Raw genomic sequence first — 16,132 nt, forward strand, 5'->3', positions numbered from 1 at the left:
ACATGGCTGCGACTGCGCTTTCCGTGAACAATATTCACAAGAGCTTCGGATCCGTCGAGGTGCTGAAGGGCGTCTCCTTCGAGGCAAAGTCCGGCGATGTCATCTCGCTGATCGGCAGTAGCGGCTCCGGCAAAAGCACGTTGCTTCGCTGCATCAACTACCTGGAAACGCCCGACCAGGGGGAGATCTCGGTCTCGGGCGAGGTGATCCGCACGGTCAAGGGCAGGGACGGCAAGCTCGTCGCCGCCGACAAGCGGCAGCTCGAACATATCCGCACCCGCCTCGGCATGGTGTTCCAGAGTTTCAATCTCTGGTCCCACAAGACCATTCTCGAAAACATCATCGAGGGGCCGATCCACGTGCTCGGCATGGCCCGCAAGGATGCGATCGGCGAGGCCGAGTTGCTGATGGAGAAGGTCGGAATCACGCCGAAGCGTGACCACTATCCCAACCAGCTCTCGGGCGGCCAGCAGCAGCGCGCGGCGATCGCCCGGGCTCTTGCGATGAAGCCGGAAGTGATGCTCTTCGACGAGCCGACCTCGGCGCTCGATCCGGAACTCGTCAACGAGGTGTTGCTCGTCATCAAGAAGCTCGCCGAGGAAGGGCGCACCATGGTGATGGTCACCCACGAAATGTCACTCGCCCGTGATATCTCGAGCGAAGTGATCTTCCTGCACAAGGGCCTCGTCGAAGAACGCGGCGCGCCTTCGCAGGTGATGCGGGATCCGCAATCGGCGCGCCTGCGTCAGTTCCTGCAGATGGCTTGAGGAGGCCTTGATGCGCGACGCTAGTTTTTCCGATTTCCTGCCCGAACTCGTCGAGATCCGTCACATGCTGCACGAAATGCCCGAGATCGGCCTTTCCGAAGTGAAAACCTCGGATTACGTCGCCGGGCTGCTGCAATCCTGGGGCTTCGAGGTCACGCGCGGCTTGGCCAAAACTGGCATCGTCGCGACACTGAAGCGTGGCAACAGCAACCGCGCCATCGGTTTTCGCGCCGACATGGACGCTTTGCCGATGCAGGAGGAAACCGGCCTTGCCTACCAGAGCAAACATCCGGGCGCGATGCATGCCTGCGGCCATGACGGCCACACCAGCATGCTGCTCGGTGCCGCCTGGGCGCTTTCCAAGGACGAGAGCTTCAACGGCACGGTGCACCTGATCTTCCAGCCGGCCGAGGAGAATTTCGGCGGTGGCAAGCTGATGATCGAGGACGGTCTGTTTGAGCGCTTCCCCTGCGAACGCGTCTATGCGCTGCACAACTGGCCGGGCCTGCCGGTCGGGCAGTTCTCCAGCCGCGCCGGCGCGATCGCCGCCTCGATCGACGTACTGACGCTGACGATCAAGGGCAAGGGTGGGCATGGCGCGCAGCCGGAACTGACGGTTGATCCCGTCGTCGTCGGCTCAAGTGTGGTGATGGCGCTGCAGACGCTGGTGTCGCGCAATGTGTCGCCGCACCAGCCGTCGGTGCTGACGGTCGGCTCGTTCCAGGCGGGCTCCGCGTCGAACATCATCCCGGATACGGCCGTGCTGGAGATCAGCATGCGCGCGATGGATCCGACCGTCCGCAAGCAGTTGCAGGGGCGCGTCGAGCAGATCGCCCGCCTGCAGGCCGAAAGCTACAATGCCGAAGCCACCTTCGACTGGCAGGTCGGCTATCCCGCGACGATCAACGACGCCGAGGCGATCGACGATGCCCGCACGGTGATCGCCGAAACCTTCGGCGCCGGCGCCTATGTGGAGTTGTCGGAGCCGCTGATGGGCAGCGAGGACTTTTCCTTCCTGCTCGAAAAGGTGCCGGGCGCCTATGTCCTGATCGGTAACGGCGACAGCAGCGGGCTGCACACCACGCGCTACGACTTCAACGACGACATCCTCGAGCGCGGCGCGACCTATTTCTACAACCTCGCGCGCGCTGCGCTGGTCTAGGCAATCCGGACCTGCGTTTTCAGATGTGCGAGCCCGGATCCCGGCGGATCAGGTGACGGGATGCAGATCGCCGAAGACGGTCGGGATCAGCTCTGAGACCGTCGGGTGGATGTGCACCGCATGCGTGATGGTCGTATAGGGCTTGCCGGCATACATCACGTCGAGAATGCTCTGCACGGCCTCGTCGCCGCCGGTGCCGAGGATCGAGGCGCCGAGGATCTCCTTGCTGTCGGCGTCGACGATTACCTTCATGAAGCCTTCGGTCTCGCCCTTTTCCACGGCACGGCCGACGCGGGTCATCGGTCTGGTGCCGATCAGCAGCTTGCGCCCTGACTTGCGCGCTTCTGTTTCGGTCATGCCCGCGCGGCCGAGCGGCGGGTCGATGAAAAGACCGTAGGTCGAAATACGGTCGCTGACCTTTCGCTTCTCACCGTCGATGAGGTTCGCCGCGATGATCTCGAAATCGTTGTAGGCGGTGTGCGTGAAGGCACCGCGGCCGTTGCAATCGCCCATGGCGAAGATGTGCGGCACGTTGGTCCTGAGCGTCTCGTCGACCTCGACAAAACCGCGCGCATCGGTCTTCACGCCGGCGCGCTCCAGGTTGAGATCATCGGTGTTCGGTCGGCGGCCGGTCGCAAGCAGCAGGTGGGAGCCGACAATCTCGGGCGCGCCGGACGTGCAGTCGACGCCAGCGACAACGTCGTCACCGCGCTTGGCAAACCGGATACATTCTGCATTGAGCCGGAACTTTATGCCTTCCTTCTCGAGGATCGCGAGAATGGCGTCGGAGACGTCCGTATCCTCACGCCCGATCAGCCGCGGCCCTTTCTCGATCACCGTGACCTCGGAACCGAAGCGGCGGAACATCTGCGCGAATTCAAGCCCGATATAGCTGCCGCCGACGACGATCAGGTGGCGAGGCAGGGTTTCGAGGTCCATGATCGAGACGTTGGTGAGGTAGGGCACATCTTCGACACCGGGGAAATCCGGAGTTGCGGCACGGCCGCCGACATTGAGAAAGATCTGGTCGGCCGACAGCAGGTTGTCACCGACGCGGACCTGATGCGGGCCCTCGAAGCGCGCATGGCCTTCAAAGACCGAACAGTTGTCCATGCCTCTCAACCAGTTTTCGATGTTCTTGCGCGAGGTGAAACGCACCGTGTCCTTGCGCGCCATGACGCGGGCGAAATCGATGGAAACGGGTCCGGTCGTGACCCCGAAGTCTGCGCCACGCCGCGCCAGATGCGCCGCATAGGCGCTTGCGACCATCGCCTTGGTCGGCATGCAGCCGGTGTTGACGCAGGTGCCGCCGAAGTGCTTGCGCTCGACAAAGGCAACGGACTTTCCCGCCGCGGTCAGCCGGCCGGCAAGCGAAGGGCCGGCCTGACCGGAACCGATGATGATTGCATCGAAGTGTTTTGTCATGACACCGAGGACACCACCCAGAGTGCGAGGAGAACAGCAATAACGTCCTCAAGCAGCGCGATCGGCAAATCCTTGCCGCCGATGGCCGCGACCAGACGCTTGCGGGCTTCGTAGCCGACGAGCGTGCCGATGACGGCACCGATCACGCCGGCGACCAGTCCGCCCAGCATAGCACCTCCAGCCGTCCCAAGCACGGCGCCGCAGAAGCCGCCCGAGACGATGCGGGCGCCGAATTGCTGCGGCACCTTGCGGCTCGGCGTGCTCGACAGCTGATCGGTCACAAACTCGACGAGCGCGAGAAGGCCGAAAATGTAAGGTGTGAAGCGGAAACCCATGAAGGCAGCCCAGCTGCTGCCAAGCGGCAGCCAGCCGGCGGCAGCGGCAATGCTGACGGCCGCCGGTGCCGTCATGGCGCGAAGGCCGGCGACCACGCCGATGATGAGCGCGAGAAGATAAATCGACATCAGTTCCCCGAACGTTGGCCGGGCAACCCGTGTCGCCAGCCCCCAGGCGGTCCGGGTCGAGCGGCATCGCAACCAAGAATGAACGCGGATGTTTCTGGTGGGGCATGGTCAGAGTGGCCGACAACGCCGGCGATTGCAACGCCCAATCAGATACTGCCCCAGGGCGGTAGTCTATGCTTTCTGTGGCGTTTGTCGTTTTAGGAAAATATTCGCCCGCCGCAGTCTCTGCGTGCAACCCTATTTTTTGCCGGGGCCTGACATATATGGAATGGCTTGCCCCGACGCAGGGCGCTTTCCGTGATCAAACTTGCGGAGCGATATTCGAGGGAGAAACTCATGCGCCTGACTGGATTGCTTATCGGAACTGCCTTTGCCATCACCTTGACGGCTGCCACGGCGAATGCCGACGTGGTGGTTTCCTCGAAGATCGACACCGAGGGCGGCGTGCTCGGCAACATCATCCTTGCCGTGCTCAATGCCAACAACATCAAGACCGTTGACCGCGTCCAACTCGGTGCAACGCCGGTGGTGCGCAAGGCGATTGCCGCCGGTGAGATCGACATCTATCCGGAATACACCGGCAACGCCGCCTTCTTCTTCGAGAAGGCCGACGATCCGGTATGGAAGGATGCGGCCAGGGGCTACGAGGCGGCCAAGAAGCTTGACTACGACGCCAACAAGATCGTCTGGCTGACGCCGTCGCCGGCCAACAACACCTGGGCGATCGGTCTGCGCAAGGAAGTCGCCGACGAGAACAAGCTGAAGACGCTGAGCGACTTCGGCAAGTACGTTGCTGGCGGCGGCAAGATCGTACTTGCGGCCTCATCCGAGTTCGTGAACTCGGCAGCAGCGCTCCCTGCCTTCCAGACGACCTATGGCTTCACGCTGAAGCAGGATCAACTGATCACGCTTTCCGGTGGCGACACGGCGGCAACCATCGCAGCCGCAGCCAACCAGACCAACGGCGCGAACGCGGCGATGGTTTATGGCACTGACGGCGGCATCGCGCCTTCCGGTCTCGTTGTGCTCGAAGACGACAAGTCGGTACAGCCGGTCTACCAGCCTGCCCCGATCATCCGCGAGGCGGTGCTGAAGGAAAACCCGCAGATCGAAGAACTGCTGAAGCCGGTGTTCGAGAAGCTCGATCTGGTGACGCTCCAGGATCTGAACGGTCGGGTCCAGGTCGGCGGCGAACCCGCCAAGGCGGTTGCCGAGGACTTCCTGAAGAAGAACGGCTTCTTGAAATAGGTTGACGGTTAACCGGGGCGCTGGTCCGATGGCCGGCGTTCCGGGGCGTGCCTGCAGGTGCCGAAGATGCGCCGGCACAGGCGGGGAGGGAATGTGGTTTGACAGAACTCCGCTTTGACAAGCTCGGAGCGATCATTGCGGCTTTGGCACTCGGTGGCGCATTCGTCGCACCTTTTGCAACGTTTCGCGCCAATCGTATCGTCGCCGGTGAAGCCAAGACGATTATCGAGGCCTTGCCGCAAACGTGGGGCATCGCTGTCCTTTTCGTGGTCCTTGCCGGCGTATTGGTCGCAGTGCTCCGCACGCCGACCGTCCTGCGTCTTTCCGCAGCCTTCGTCGCGCTGGCTGTCCTTGCTCTCGGCATCGGCGTGGCCGCCATTCACCTCACTCCGGAGGGCAACACCTATGCGCGCGTCTCTCCGGCTTCCGGTTTCTGGGTCCTGCTGTTCGCCTTCGGGCTGCTGGCGGCCGACGCGCTGACGCGATTGCGCCCCGCACCGTTCGTGCGCATCGTCGTGCTCGCCGCCGTGCTTGTTTTCGCCGGCGCCATACTCCTCTCAGGCAGTTGGGACGGACTGTCGATCCTCCGGGAATACGCGAGCCGGGCCGACACTTTCTGGGCAGAAGCCCGCAAGCATGTGACATTGGCGCTGGGCTCGCTCGCCGCCGCGACCATCGTCGGCATCCCGCTCGGTATTCTCTGCCACCGTGTCACGCGTGTGCGCGACGGACTGCTCGGGGTGCTGAACGCGATCCAGACCATTCCGTCCATCGCGCTTTTCGGCATTCTCATCGCGCCGCTCGGCTGGATCGCCGCCAATGTTCCGGGCGCAACCGCTATCGGCATCCGCGGCATTGGCGTTGCGCCCGCATTCGTTGCGTTGTTCCTCTATTCACTGCTCCCGGTCGTTGCCAATACCGTCGTCGGTCTCGCCGGAGTGCCAAGAGACGCAAACGATGCCGCCCGCGGCATCGGCATGACCGACTGGCAGCGTCTGGTTGGCATCGAATTTCCGCTGGCGTTTCCTGTCATCCTCACCGGCATCCGCATCGTGCTCGTGCAGAACATCGGCCTTGCGACGATTGCCGCGCTGATCGGCGGCGGCGGTTTTGGCGTCTTCGTCTTCCAGGGCGTCGGCCAGACGGCGATGGATCTTGTCCTGCTTGGCGCTGTCCCGACTGTGGTGCTCGCCTTTGCGGCGGCGATCGTGCTCGATGCCTTGATCGAGATGGCCACCCCCAACAACAGACAGGCAGAGGCCGCATGATCGAGATCGAGAACATCACCAAGCGTTATGACACAACGACGGTCGTCGACGATGTCAGCCTGACGATTGCGCCGCGCACGGTTACCGTGATCGTTGGTACCTCCGGTTCCGGCAAGACTACGCTGCTGCGCATGATCAACCGACTGGTCGAGCCGACATCGGGCGCGATCCGCCTCGACGGCGAGGACAATCGTTCGCTGGCGGGCTATGAGCTGCGCCGCCGGATCGGCTACGCGATCCAGGGCCACGGCCTCTTCCCGCACCGCACGGTGGCGCAGAACATCGCGACCGTACCGACCCTGCTCGGCTGGGAGCGGCCTCGCATCGATGCCAAGGTGAAAGAGCTGCTGACCCTCTTCCAGCTCGATCCGGCGTCGTTCGGGCCGCGTTTCCCCCACGAACTTTCCGGCGGCCAGCAACAGCGCGTCGGCGTCGCACGGGCGCTGGCGGCAGAACCCAAGGTGCTGCTGATGGACGAACCCTTCGGCGCGCTCGATCCGATCATCCGCGCCAAGGCGCAGGACGATCTGCTTGCCATTCAGAAACACTTCGAGACGACGATCATCCTCGTCACCCACGATATGGAGGAAGCCTTCCATCTCGCTGATCGCATCGCCGTCATGGACAAGGGCAGGGTGGTGCAATATGCGTCGCCGTCCGAAATGTTGCTGAAGCCCGCAACGCCGTTCGTGGAGAGCCTGATCGGGGCCTCGGAGCGCCCTTATCGCCTGCTGGGAATCGCATCGGTTTCGGACGCGATTGAAGTCGGCTCAGCCGACGGTGCGCCAATTGCAGACACGCTCAGCCAAAGGGAGGCGCTCGCCGAACTGCTCTGGTCCGGGCGCAAAGCGCTGCCGGTGGCCGGTTCGGACGGCGCAATCCTCGGCAAGGTCAGCCTTGAGGGACTGGCGCGGCGGGCGGCCGGGTCAGTGTGATGCTGAAGCTTTCCGTACTCCTGCGCATCGCGGCCTTTGTCCTGCTTGCTGCCTTCCTGTTGCAGCCCCATTGGTTCGAGCCTTTGCTCAAGCCTCTGGTTCAGGACAATGCGCCGGTCATCTACAATCAGGGCAGCCTGCTGCAATTGACACTTCTGCATCTGCGCACCGTGGCGATCGCAACCGGCCTTGCGGCTGTCGTGGCGCTTGCCTTGGCGATCCTCGTGACCCGCCCGTCAGGGGCCGAGTTCTTGCCGCTTTCACGCAGTCTGGTGAATATCGGCCAGACTTTTCCTCCGGTCGCGGTGCTTGCCCTTGCGGTCCCGATTTTCGGCTTCGGCGAAAAGCCGACGTTGATTGCCCTCTTCCTCTACGGATTGTTGCCGATCTTCGAGAATGCCTTGACCGGATTGACGACACTACCGCCTTCGGTGATGGAGGCGGCGCGCGGTGCAGGCATGACCGGAGGCCAACGCCTGCTCAGGGTCGAGTTGCCGCTTGCCATGCCCGTAATCCTGGCCGGCATCAGGCTGTCGATCGTCATCAGTCTTGCCACTGCCACGATCGGATCGACGGTCGCAGCAAAGACCCTTGGCGAAGTCATCATCGCCGGGCTGCAGTCGAACAATCTCGCCTTCGTCGTCCAGGGCGGGTTGATCGTGGCGGTCCTTGCCGTCCTCTTGCACGATGGCTTGCAGGCGGCCGAAAGACGGCTCGCGGCGCGAATGGGACGCTAGTCGCCGCAGGGACGAAGATGCTGGATCGCGGCCAGATCTTCGATGCGCAAAGCTTGGACTGCGCGTGCTAGAATGGTGCATGCTCTATCGCGGCGCCAAAAGTCCGGTTCTCAGGGATATGGGCGGGTTCAGGGTAAGGCTCAATATGCCTGGCTGGCTGTTGCCCTGGCCGCGTGACCATGGTTACGGGCCGCTCGCAATGGTCGCCGAGACGATGCTGGACCCGGGTCGGCTGGTTGCGATGCACGAGCATCGGAACGACGAAATCCTGTCGTGGGTACCCGAAGGGGTCATGCGACATGACGACCGCGCCACCGGCCGGCTGATCACCGACAGCGCGCATCTGATGGTAATGAATGCCGGAAGAAGCTTCTGGCATTCGGAAGAGACTTTGCCTGATGATCCACCACTCAGGATGCTGCAGATCCTCCTGCGCCCTGACGCTCTCGATCTGCCGCCAAACATTCAACACGGTCCGATTGCCACGGCGCCTGTCAATCAGTGGCGATATCTGGTCGGGCCGGAGAGTGGTACGGCGCCGTTTTTCGTGCGCAACTCGGTCGACTTTTTCGACCTGACGCTTGAAGCGGGGGCAAAGACGACCTTCCCCAACGCCGATGGGCGACACCTCTACTTCTATGTGTTTTTCGGCGGGGTTCGGACCGGAGGTATCGAATTTGCCGAGGGAGACCAGGGCCTGTTTCGGTCGGACCGCTCATTGGAACTCGAGGCTGCCACCAAATCTCTTGTTGTCGCGTTCCTACTCGATCCGAATGCGCCAGTGGTGCGTCGGGGGACGATCGGCGATCATCCGAAGATACCGCCACCCTACCTCGCCCGGCCGTTGCTGCGATTGTTGCACTGGCGTCAGCGCCTGTTTGCCAGAACCTGACCCCATCAGAAGCAGGCACGCAACGTGCAGTGGTCTGGACCGCTTTCCTCCTGCCGTAGAGTTGCGAATTGCGCACCCTCTTTAGTTGTCCGTGAAATGCCTGCTTTCTCGGCATATGCCTCGAACATGAAAATGAATTTCACAATTTTACAGAATATGCGGATTTGAGTTGACGGCCTGAAAAAACTGTCCCAGTCTGCGAAAATAAATTACGCCAAAAGGCAGGGGAACAGGACGAGCATGAAAGTCGGCATCATCGGACTCGGATTCCGTTTGGGTTATCTGGGCTACGTCTTCAAGGCCATGGATGAGAGCTTCGAGATCGCGGGTTACGTCGATCCGAACCCGGCTGGTCTGTCTACCCTGACCGAGAAGGGCATCTCGCCCGGCAAGGCCTATGCAACGCCCGAGGAACTGATCGCCAACGAGAAGCTCGATCTGCTGATGATCGGCTCGCCAAACCACATGCATCTGGACCATATCCGCATTGGTCTCGAGGCTGGCCTCAAGGTCTTCAGCGAAAAGCCGATCGTCACAACGGTGCAGGAGAGCCTGGAACTGGCCGCGCTGATGGCCAAATTTGGTCATGAACGGCTGATGGTCGGTCTGGTGCTGCGCTACGCGCCGATGTATCGCGACCTGCGTCAGGCCCTTGCCGAAGGCAAGCTCGGCCAGGTGGTCTCGATCGAGGCGGCCGAGCATATCGAGCCCTATCACGGCGCTTTCTTCATGCGCGACTGGCGCCGCTACGAGCGCTATTCCGGCAGCTTCATGCTCGAGAAATGCTGCCACGACCTCGACCTCTATAACGGCGTCGTCGGCGCCCGCCCGGAGCGGGTCGCCAGCTTCGGCGGCCGCAAGAGCTTCATTCCGGCCAATGACCCGGCCCGTGAAGGCATCAACGACCTGGAGCTCTTCCATCGCAAGCCGAGCGGCTGGATGGGCTCCGACAAGGTCTTTGACAGCGATGGCGACATCATCGACTACCAGGTGGCGATCGTCGAATATGCCAACGGCGTCGGCATGAATTTCCACACCAATCTCAACGTCCCGGACCAGTTCCGCCGCTTCTGCGTCATGGGATCGCGCGGCATGGCCGAGGGCGATTTCATTCGCGGCTACTTCGACGTTCATGAAATGCTGACCGGCAAGAAGGTCATCGAGAACAAGTACGCCGCCACCGAGCTTTCACAGCATTACGGCGCCGACGAGCAGATGGCGACCGATATCATCGGCCACGTGCGCGATGGCCGGCCGCTGCCAGTTTCCACGCTCGATGCGCTTGAGGCCGGCATCCTGGCGCTGTCGATGGACGAGGCGCGGCGCAAGAAGAGCGTGATCGACCTTAGACCCATCTGGGACCGTTTCGACGAAGCCCTGCATTCCCGCGCGGCCTAAGGGGAGGCGAGGGATGAGTGTTCAACGCAGCACGGTCATCTTCGCCTGGATCCTGCTTCTTCCTGCCGTCCTCTACGTCACGGTGATCGTCGCCTATCCGCTGGTCGACACCTTCATCCTGTCGTTTACGGATGCGTCGCTGAAGAAGACGACCAATTGGGTCGGCTGGACCAACTACGACAAGATCTTCAATGAGACCTTCGCCGAGGTCATCTTCCGGACCTTTGTCTGGACCTTCTTCTCGGTGTCGATCAAGATGATCATCGGCGTGTTCGGCGCGACGATGCTGAACGCCGCGGTGCCCGGCCGGGCGCTCTTCCGCCTGCTGACGATGCCGCCATGGATCGTGCCGATGGCGATCGGCATTTTCATGTGGGGCTGGATGTACAACGGCCAGTTCGGCATGATCTCCGGCGTGTTGCAAAATCTGGGCGTCGTCGACGGACCGGTCGCTTTCCTTGCCCGCGGCGAGACCGCGTTCTGGGCGACGATCATCACCGACGTCTGGATCGGCGTGCCGTTGGTAACGCTCTATATGCTCGCGGCCATGCAGGCGATCCCGCAGGATCTCTATGAGGCCGCCTGGACCGACGGGGCAGGGCGCTTCTATCGCTTCCGCCGCATCACGCTGCCGCTGCTCGTGCCGTCGCTGATCACCATGTCGATGCTGTCGCTGATTGCGACCTTCAACTCCTTCGACATCATCTGGATCCTCACCCAGGGTGGCCCCAATGGCGAGACCACGACGATGATTATCGATACCTATCGCACTGCGATCGGGTCGAAGAAGTACGGCGAGGGTGCAGCCCGCGCGGTGCTGATCTGCATCTTCCTGTCGATCTTCTGCTTTGCCTATTTCCGGGTCACGAGCCGCCTTTCCGCGGGGGAACAGAAATGAGCCAGCCGGCCCTGATCAATCGCTACCGCTGGTACGAGCTTGTTGGCATCTATGCCGGTATCTTCGTCTTCCTGTGCTTCATCCTGGCGCCCTTCGTGGAAGGCTTCCTGGTGTCGCTGAAGCCGCTCGGGCTGTTGTTTTCTTCGCCCTATCGCTTCTGGCCAGAAAACGGGTCCTTCACTGCCTATTATACGATGTGGGAGAGCGTGCCGGGTTTTGCCCGCTACATTTTCAACTCGTTCTTTATCTCCACCATCGTCACGGCGATCGTGCTCGTGCTCGTCATTCCCGCGGCCTACGCCTTTGCCCGCTTTAATTTCCGTGGCGCCGGCGTTCTTCTCGGCGCGTTCCTCGCGGTTAACATGTTCTCGGGCGCGGTGCTGCTCATCCCGCTGTTCCGGCTGATGCGCACCTTCGGCGTGCTCAACACCTATCTGGCGATGATCGTGCCGGGTGTTGCCTTCCTGATCCCATCGGCGATCTGGCTGCTCCGCACCTACATGATGCGCATTCCGCGCGAACTGGACGAAGCTGCCTTCGTCGATGGCGCCAGCCACTTCTATACGCTGCGCCGGGTGATCCTGCCGATCGCCATGCCGGGCATTACGGTGGTGGCAATCACGACCTTCATCGGCGCCTATGCCCAGCAGTTCATCTACGCGCTGACCTTTAATTCCAAGAGTGAGTACATGCCGCTTCCGGTCGGGCTCTTTGCCTATTTCGGCCGCCAGGAAGTGGTCTGGAACGAGCTGATGGCGGCAAGCTTCGTTGGCATCGCGCCGGCCGTCGTCGTCATCTTCCTCTTGCAACGCTATCTCGTCAGCGGGCTGACCGCGGGCGCGGTGAAACAATAAGACTTAAGTCAACCACCAGAGAACGGGAGCATAAAAAGTGTCTATCCAATTCAAGACGGGGGTACTCGCCCTTGCCCTGCTCGGCTCGACCGCGCTCGGCGCAGTGACCGCCCATGCCGCTGACCAGGAGATCAGCTGGATCTACTGCGGCGACACCATGGACCCGGTCCACGAGAAGTACATCAAGCAGTGGGAAGAGAAGAACCCGGGCTGGAAGGTTACGCCGGAAGTGGTCGGCTGGGCCCAGTGCCAGGACAAGGCGACGACCCTTGCTGCCGCCGGCACGCCGGTCGCGATGGCCTATGTCGGCTCGCGTACACTGAAGGAATTCGCCCAGAACGACCTCATCGTCCCCGTGCCGATGACGGACGACGAGAAGAAGACCTACTATCCCAACATTGTCGACACCGTTACCTTCGACAACAACCAGTGGGGTGTTCCGATCGCGTTCTCGACCAAGGCGCTCTACTGGAACAAGGACCTGTTCAAACAGGCTGGTCTTGATCCGGAGACGCCGCCGAAGACCTGGGCTGAAGAAATCGAGTTTGCCAAGGCGATCAAGGAAAAGACGGGCATCGCCGGCTACGGCCTCCCGGCCAAGACCTTCGACAACACCATGCACCAGTTCATGCATTGGGTGTACACCAACAACGGCAAGGTCATCGACGGCGACAAGATCGTCATCGACAGCCCGGAAGTGCTGGCAGCACTCCAGGCTTACAAGGACATCACACCTTCCTCGGTCGAAGGCGCGACCGCATATGAACAGAACGAAATCCGCGCCATCTTCCTCGACGGCAAGGTCGGCATGATCCAGGCGGGTTCGGGTGCAGCAACGCGCCTGAAGGAAACCAAGGTCAACTGGGGCGTCGCGCCGCTGCCGCTCGGCCCGTCCGCCAAGGGCGAAGGCACGCTGCTCATCACCGACAGCCTGGCGATCTTCAAGGGCTCGGGCGTCGAGGAGAAGGCGATCGAGTTCGCCAAGTTCATCACCTCGCCCGGTCCGCAAGGGGAGTATGAGCTGCAGGGCGGCGCCGGTCTGACGCCGCTGCGTCCGTCGCCGATGGTCGACGAGTTCGTCAAGAAGGATCCCTATTGGAAGCCGTTCATCGACGGCATCACCTATGGTGGTCCCGAGCCGCTCTTTACCGACTACAAGGGCTTCCAGAACGTCATCATCGAGATGGTCCAGTCGGTCGTGACCGGCAAGACCGAGCCGGCTGATGCTCTGAAGAAGGCCGCTGGCGACCTCGAAGAGTTCAAGTAAAGCCATCGGGCCGCGAACCCTGAGGGTTCGCGGCCCTTGCTTCGTTCTGCTATAAATGAGCCGCTTCTCGCCGGTGGCCGGAGACAGTTTCTTGGGACAGCTCAATCTCAACAAGGTTCAGAAATTCTACGGGACTTTCGAGGTGCTGAAAGGCATCGATCTCGAAGTCAAGAACGGAGAGTTCGTCGTTTTCGTCGGACCCTCCGGTTGCGGCAAGTCGACCTTGCTCAGGATGATAGCCGGTCTCGACGAGACCAGCTCGGGGGACATCCTGATCGAGGGCAAGCGCGTCAACGACCTGCCGCCGGTCAAACGCGGGATCGCCATGGTCTTCCAGTCCTATGCGCTCTATCCGCACATGACCGTCTTCGAGAACATCGCCTTTCCGCTTCGGGTGGAAAAGATGGCCGAGGAGAAATTGAAGGCGAAGGTGGAGCATGCGGCACGCATCCTGCATCTGGACCAGCGGCTGCAGCAAAAGCCAGGCATGTTGTCTGGCGGTCAACGCCAGCGTGTCGCGATCGGGCGAGCGATCGTGCGCGAACCGAAGATCTTCCTCTTCGACGAGCCACTGTCGAACCTCGATGCGGCGCTTCGGGCGGATATGCGTATCGAACTGGCGAAACTGCACCGGCAATTGCGAGCAACGATGATCTACGTCACGCACGACCAGGTCGAGGCGATGACGATGGCGGACCGGATCGTCGTGCTCAACGCCGGTGAGATCGCCCAGACGGGCGCACCGCTGGAGCTCTATCACAAGCCTGCCAATACCTTCGTTGCCGGCTTTATCGGCAATCCGAAGATGAACTTCCTGCCGGTCACCTGCAAAGGCGTCAGCGATGCGGGCGTCGAAGTCGACTACAAGGGGCAAAAGGCGGTCATTCCCGTCGCCCCGCAAGGCAGCCTCGTCGGCCGAACGCTGACGCTCGGGGTCCGTCCGGAACACATTGTGCTGGGTGCCGGAGACTTGAGCCTCACCGTTACGCCGACCGTCATCGAGCGCCTCGGCGCCCACACGGTCGCCTATGCGGCGGTTGGCGGAGAGGGCGAGAATTTCTGCGCCATGTTGCCGGGAACGGCAGCCATCCGGCCCGAAGAGACGGTGCAGACCGGCATTCGGGCTGCCGATTGTCACCTCTTCGACGAGGCTGGTCTTGCGCTCGAGCGCCGGGTCGAACTGACCGACATCGACATGGGCGTTCTCGATCCGGCGGCGGCCTGATCAAAACCTTCTGACAATGAAATGGACCGCTGTCTTTGGCGAGACAGCGGTCCATTCTTTTTTGAGTATTGTGTTCCTCGTGCCGGGGAGACGCGGTGCCGCACGCCAGGGGCGGGTCAGGCCGCGCCCTTCTCGGTTCCGTGCGGATTGGCGACCTTCGGCCAGATGGTCTTCGGTGCCCGCTTGTAGTCGGTCTTTGCCGGATTGTTCGGGTAGGGTGTGCCGGCCGAGCAATAGAGGATCTCGGAGGCGATCTTCGAGAACGAGGCGTAGAAGTGATTGGTCGACTTGATCACCAGGATCTTCTTTTCAGTCGGCTCGATGCCCATCACCGAAAACAGGCTTGGATCGAAGCTCTGCGCGCGCGTCGAGTTGAGGATGACGTCGATGCCGTTGAAATGGATATGCGCTGCGTCGCCGAATGGAGCAAAACTTTCGCCGAAACGCATCTCGGCGTCGCGCACCAGCTTGACCACCTTGACCGTGCCGTCGACCGGATTGCCGGTGCCGGGTGCCGACTTGGCGCCGAAGCGCAAGGGGATTTCCGCACCTTCGCCGGCCGCCATGCAGATCTGCACCGCCATCGGGTCCCAGATCGTGCCGACGGCAACGTCGGTTGCGCCGCGTGCCAGCAGTTCTTCGAGCAGAACCGTCGCATCGCCGGCCGTGCCGCCGCCCGGATTGTCCCAGACATCGGCGATCACCACAGGGCCTTTCGGCGCGGCGAGCGCCTCGGAGACCGCCTGCTTCTCATCGATCTGCGGCATGATGAAGGTGCCGCGGTGGGAGAAGAGTTCGAGGCCCAATTCCCGCGCGAGGCTTGCGCCCTTCTCGGGCTTGCCGTTGGTGACGGCGAGCAGCTTGGTTCCCATCTCCGGAACGTCGCCGGCCATGAAGCCGTGGATGACCGAGAGCGACAGAACGTCCGCGTCTTCATTTTCAATGCGCACGAGTTTGTCGACGAAGGAGCGCATCGGATCGCGGGAGGTCGGGTAGACGTCGATCATCCGACAATCGAAGATCGACATGACGGGTGTTACCCGGCCCTCGAGCGTATCGACCACAATCCGCCAGAGATCCTCGGCGCGATCGACGAAGTCGGTGTGCGGGAACTCCTTGAAGTAGACGAAAAAGTTCGACGCTGCGGCGCGCTTAGCCGTCAGGTGACTGTGCGGGTCGAGTTCGGCGCAGACGAGAATGTCGGGCCCGACGATCTCGCGCACCTGCGCAAGCAGATCTCCTTCGGGGTCCTCGTAGCCGTCGGCAACCATCGCGCCATGCAGTCCGAGCACCACCGCATCGACAGGCATGGCTGCGCGCAATTGATCCAGGATTTCGTCGCGCAGGTCTTCATAGGTCTGGCGGTTGACGAGGCCGGCCGGATCGGCCCAGGTCGCCGTACCCTCGATCAGCTCCCAGCCCTTCTCGGCGCAGACGCGCCGGCCGACCGTGATCGGCGCGGTACAGAGCGTCGGCGTCTCCGGATGTTTGCCCGGTGGTGCATAGAGCGAAGCCTCAAAGGCCCGGCGGTCGATGCAGATCGGAGAGAACGTGTTGGTTTCGGTTGCGAGCGCCGCTGTGAAGATCCGCAA

15 protein-coding genes are annotated in these 16,132 nt (G+C 61.9%); 12 read left to right on the forward strand and 3 right to left on the reverse strand.

Annotated elements, in window-relative coordinates; translation table 11 throughout:
- The first annotated feature begins 2 nt into the window (after positions 1-2).
- A complete protein-coding gene (locus tag MKZ91_RS09725; RefSeq protein WP_336170434.1) occupies positions 3-767 on the forward strand; it encodes an ABC transporter ATP-binding protein in 765 nt (254 codons plus the stop codon).
- Positions 768-777: 10 nt separating this feature from the next.
- Entirely contained in the window at positions 778-1,929 is a 1,152-nt protein-coding gene (locus tag MKZ91_RS09730; RefSeq protein WP_336170436.1) for a M20 aminoacylase family protein, read from the forward strand.
- 48 nt (positions 1,930-1,977) lie between these two features.
- Here MKZ91_RS09730 and MKZ91_RS09735 read toward each other — a convergent pair whose 3' ends face one another.
- Together MKZ91_RS09735 and MKZ91_RS09740 are read right to left on the reverse strand one after the other, a co-directional pair.
- Positions 1,978-3,354, reverse strand: a complete 1,377-nt coding sequence (locus MKZ91_RS09735) for an FAD-containing oxidoreductase (RefSeq protein WP_336170438.1) — start codon at positions 3,352-3,354, stop codon at positions 1,978-1,980.
- The gene (locus tag MKZ91_RS09740) at positions 3,351-3,818 is read right to left on the reverse strand and encodes a DUF4126 domain-containing protein (protein WP_336170440.1); all 468 of its coding nucleotides are present in this window, start codon (positions 3,816-3,818) and stop codon (positions 3,351-3,353) included. The genes MKZ91_RS09735 and MKZ91_RS09740 overlap by 4 nt, the downstream gene beginning before the upstream one ends.
- 336 nt (positions 3,819-4,154) lie before the next feature.
- Here MKZ91_RS09740 and osmF point away from each other — a divergent pair, with 336 nt between their 5' ends.
- The 10 genes from osmF to MKZ91_RS09790 all read left to right on the forward strand — a co-directional run bounded on the left by osmF (position 4,155) and on the right by MKZ91_RS09790 (position 14,540).
- Positions 4,155-5,066 (forward strand): glycine betaine ABC transporter substrate-binding protein OsmF, encoded by a 912-nt coding sequence (gene osmF, locus MKZ91_RS09745; RefSeq protein ID WP_336170443.1) that lies wholly within the window; start codon positions 4,155-4,157, stop codon positions 5,064-5,066.
- A gap of 98 nt (positions 5,067-5,164) precedes the next feature.
- On the forward strand, positions 5,165-6,334 hold the full coding sequence (locus MKZ91_RS09750) for an ABC transporter permease (RefSeq protein WP_336170445.1): 1,170 nt from the start codon (positions 5,165-5,167) through the stop codon (positions 6,332-6,334).
- Entirely contained in the window at positions 6,331-7,269 is a 939-nt protein-coding gene (locus MKZ91_RS09755) for an ABC transporter ATP-binding protein (RefSeq protein WP_336170447.1), read from the forward strand. The genes MKZ91_RS09750 and MKZ91_RS09755 overlap by 4 nt, the downstream gene beginning before the upstream one ends.
- Positions 7,269-8,006 carry an ABC transporter permease gene (locus MKZ91_RS09760; RefSeq protein ID WP_336170449.1) on the forward strand — a complete coding sequence of 246 codons (738 nt, stop codon included), beginning with the start codon at positions 7,269-7,271 and terminating at the stop codon, positions 8,004-8,006. Before MKZ91_RS09755 ends, MKZ91_RS09760 begins: the two co-directional genes overlap by 1 nt.
- A gap of 79 nt (positions 8,007-8,085) precedes the next feature.
- Positions 8,086-8,898, forward strand: a complete 813-nt coding sequence (locus MKZ91_RS09765) for a pirin family protein (protein WP_336170451.1) — start codon at positions 8,086-8,088, stop codon at positions 8,896-8,898.
- A gap of 240 nt (positions 8,899-9,138) precedes the next feature.
- A complete protein-coding gene (locus MKZ91_RS09770; protein ID WP_336170453.1) occupies positions 9,139-10,296 on the forward strand; it encodes a Gfo/Idh/MocA family protein in 1,158 nt (385 codons plus the stop codon).
- Between the two features lie 13 nt (positions 10,297-10,309).
- Complete coding sequence (locus tag MKZ91_RS09775; protein ID WP_336170455.1) at positions 10,310-11,194, forward strand: carbohydrate ABC transporter permease; 885 nt, start codon at positions 10,310-10,312, stop codon at positions 11,192-11,194.
- Entirely contained in the window at positions 11,191-12,048 is an 858-nt protein-coding gene (locus MKZ91_RS09780) for a carbohydrate ABC transporter permease (RefSeq protein ID WP_336170457.1), read from the forward strand. Before MKZ91_RS09775 ends, MKZ91_RS09780 begins: the two co-directional genes overlap by 4 nt.
- A 37-nt stretch (positions 12,049-12,085) precedes the next feature.
- Positions 12,086-13,315, forward strand: coding sequence for an ABC transporter substrate-binding protein (locus MKZ91_RS09785; protein WP_336170458.1), 1,230 nt, complete (start codon positions 12,086-12,088; stop codon positions 13,313-13,315).
- Between the two features lie 91 nt (positions 13,316-13,406).
- Positions 13,407-14,540 (forward strand): ABC transporter ATP-binding protein, encoded by a 1,134-nt coding sequence (locus tag MKZ91_RS09790; RefSeq protein ID WP_336170460.1) that lies wholly within the window; start codon positions 13,407-13,409, stop codon positions 14,538-14,540.
- Between the two features lie 116 nt (positions 14,541-14,656).
- On the opposite strand, the gene MKZ91_RS09795 is transcribed toward MKZ91_RS09790, so the two are convergent.
- A complete protein-coding gene (locus MKZ91_RS09795; protein WP_336170461.1) occupies positions 14,657-16,132 on the reverse strand; it encodes a M81 family metallopeptidase in 1,476 nt (491 codons plus the stop codon).

It is taken from the genome of Ensifer sp. MJa1 (assembly GCF_037026475.1).
GTDB lineage: Bacteria > Pseudomonadota > Alphaproteobacteria > Rhizobiales > Rhizobiaceae > Ensifer.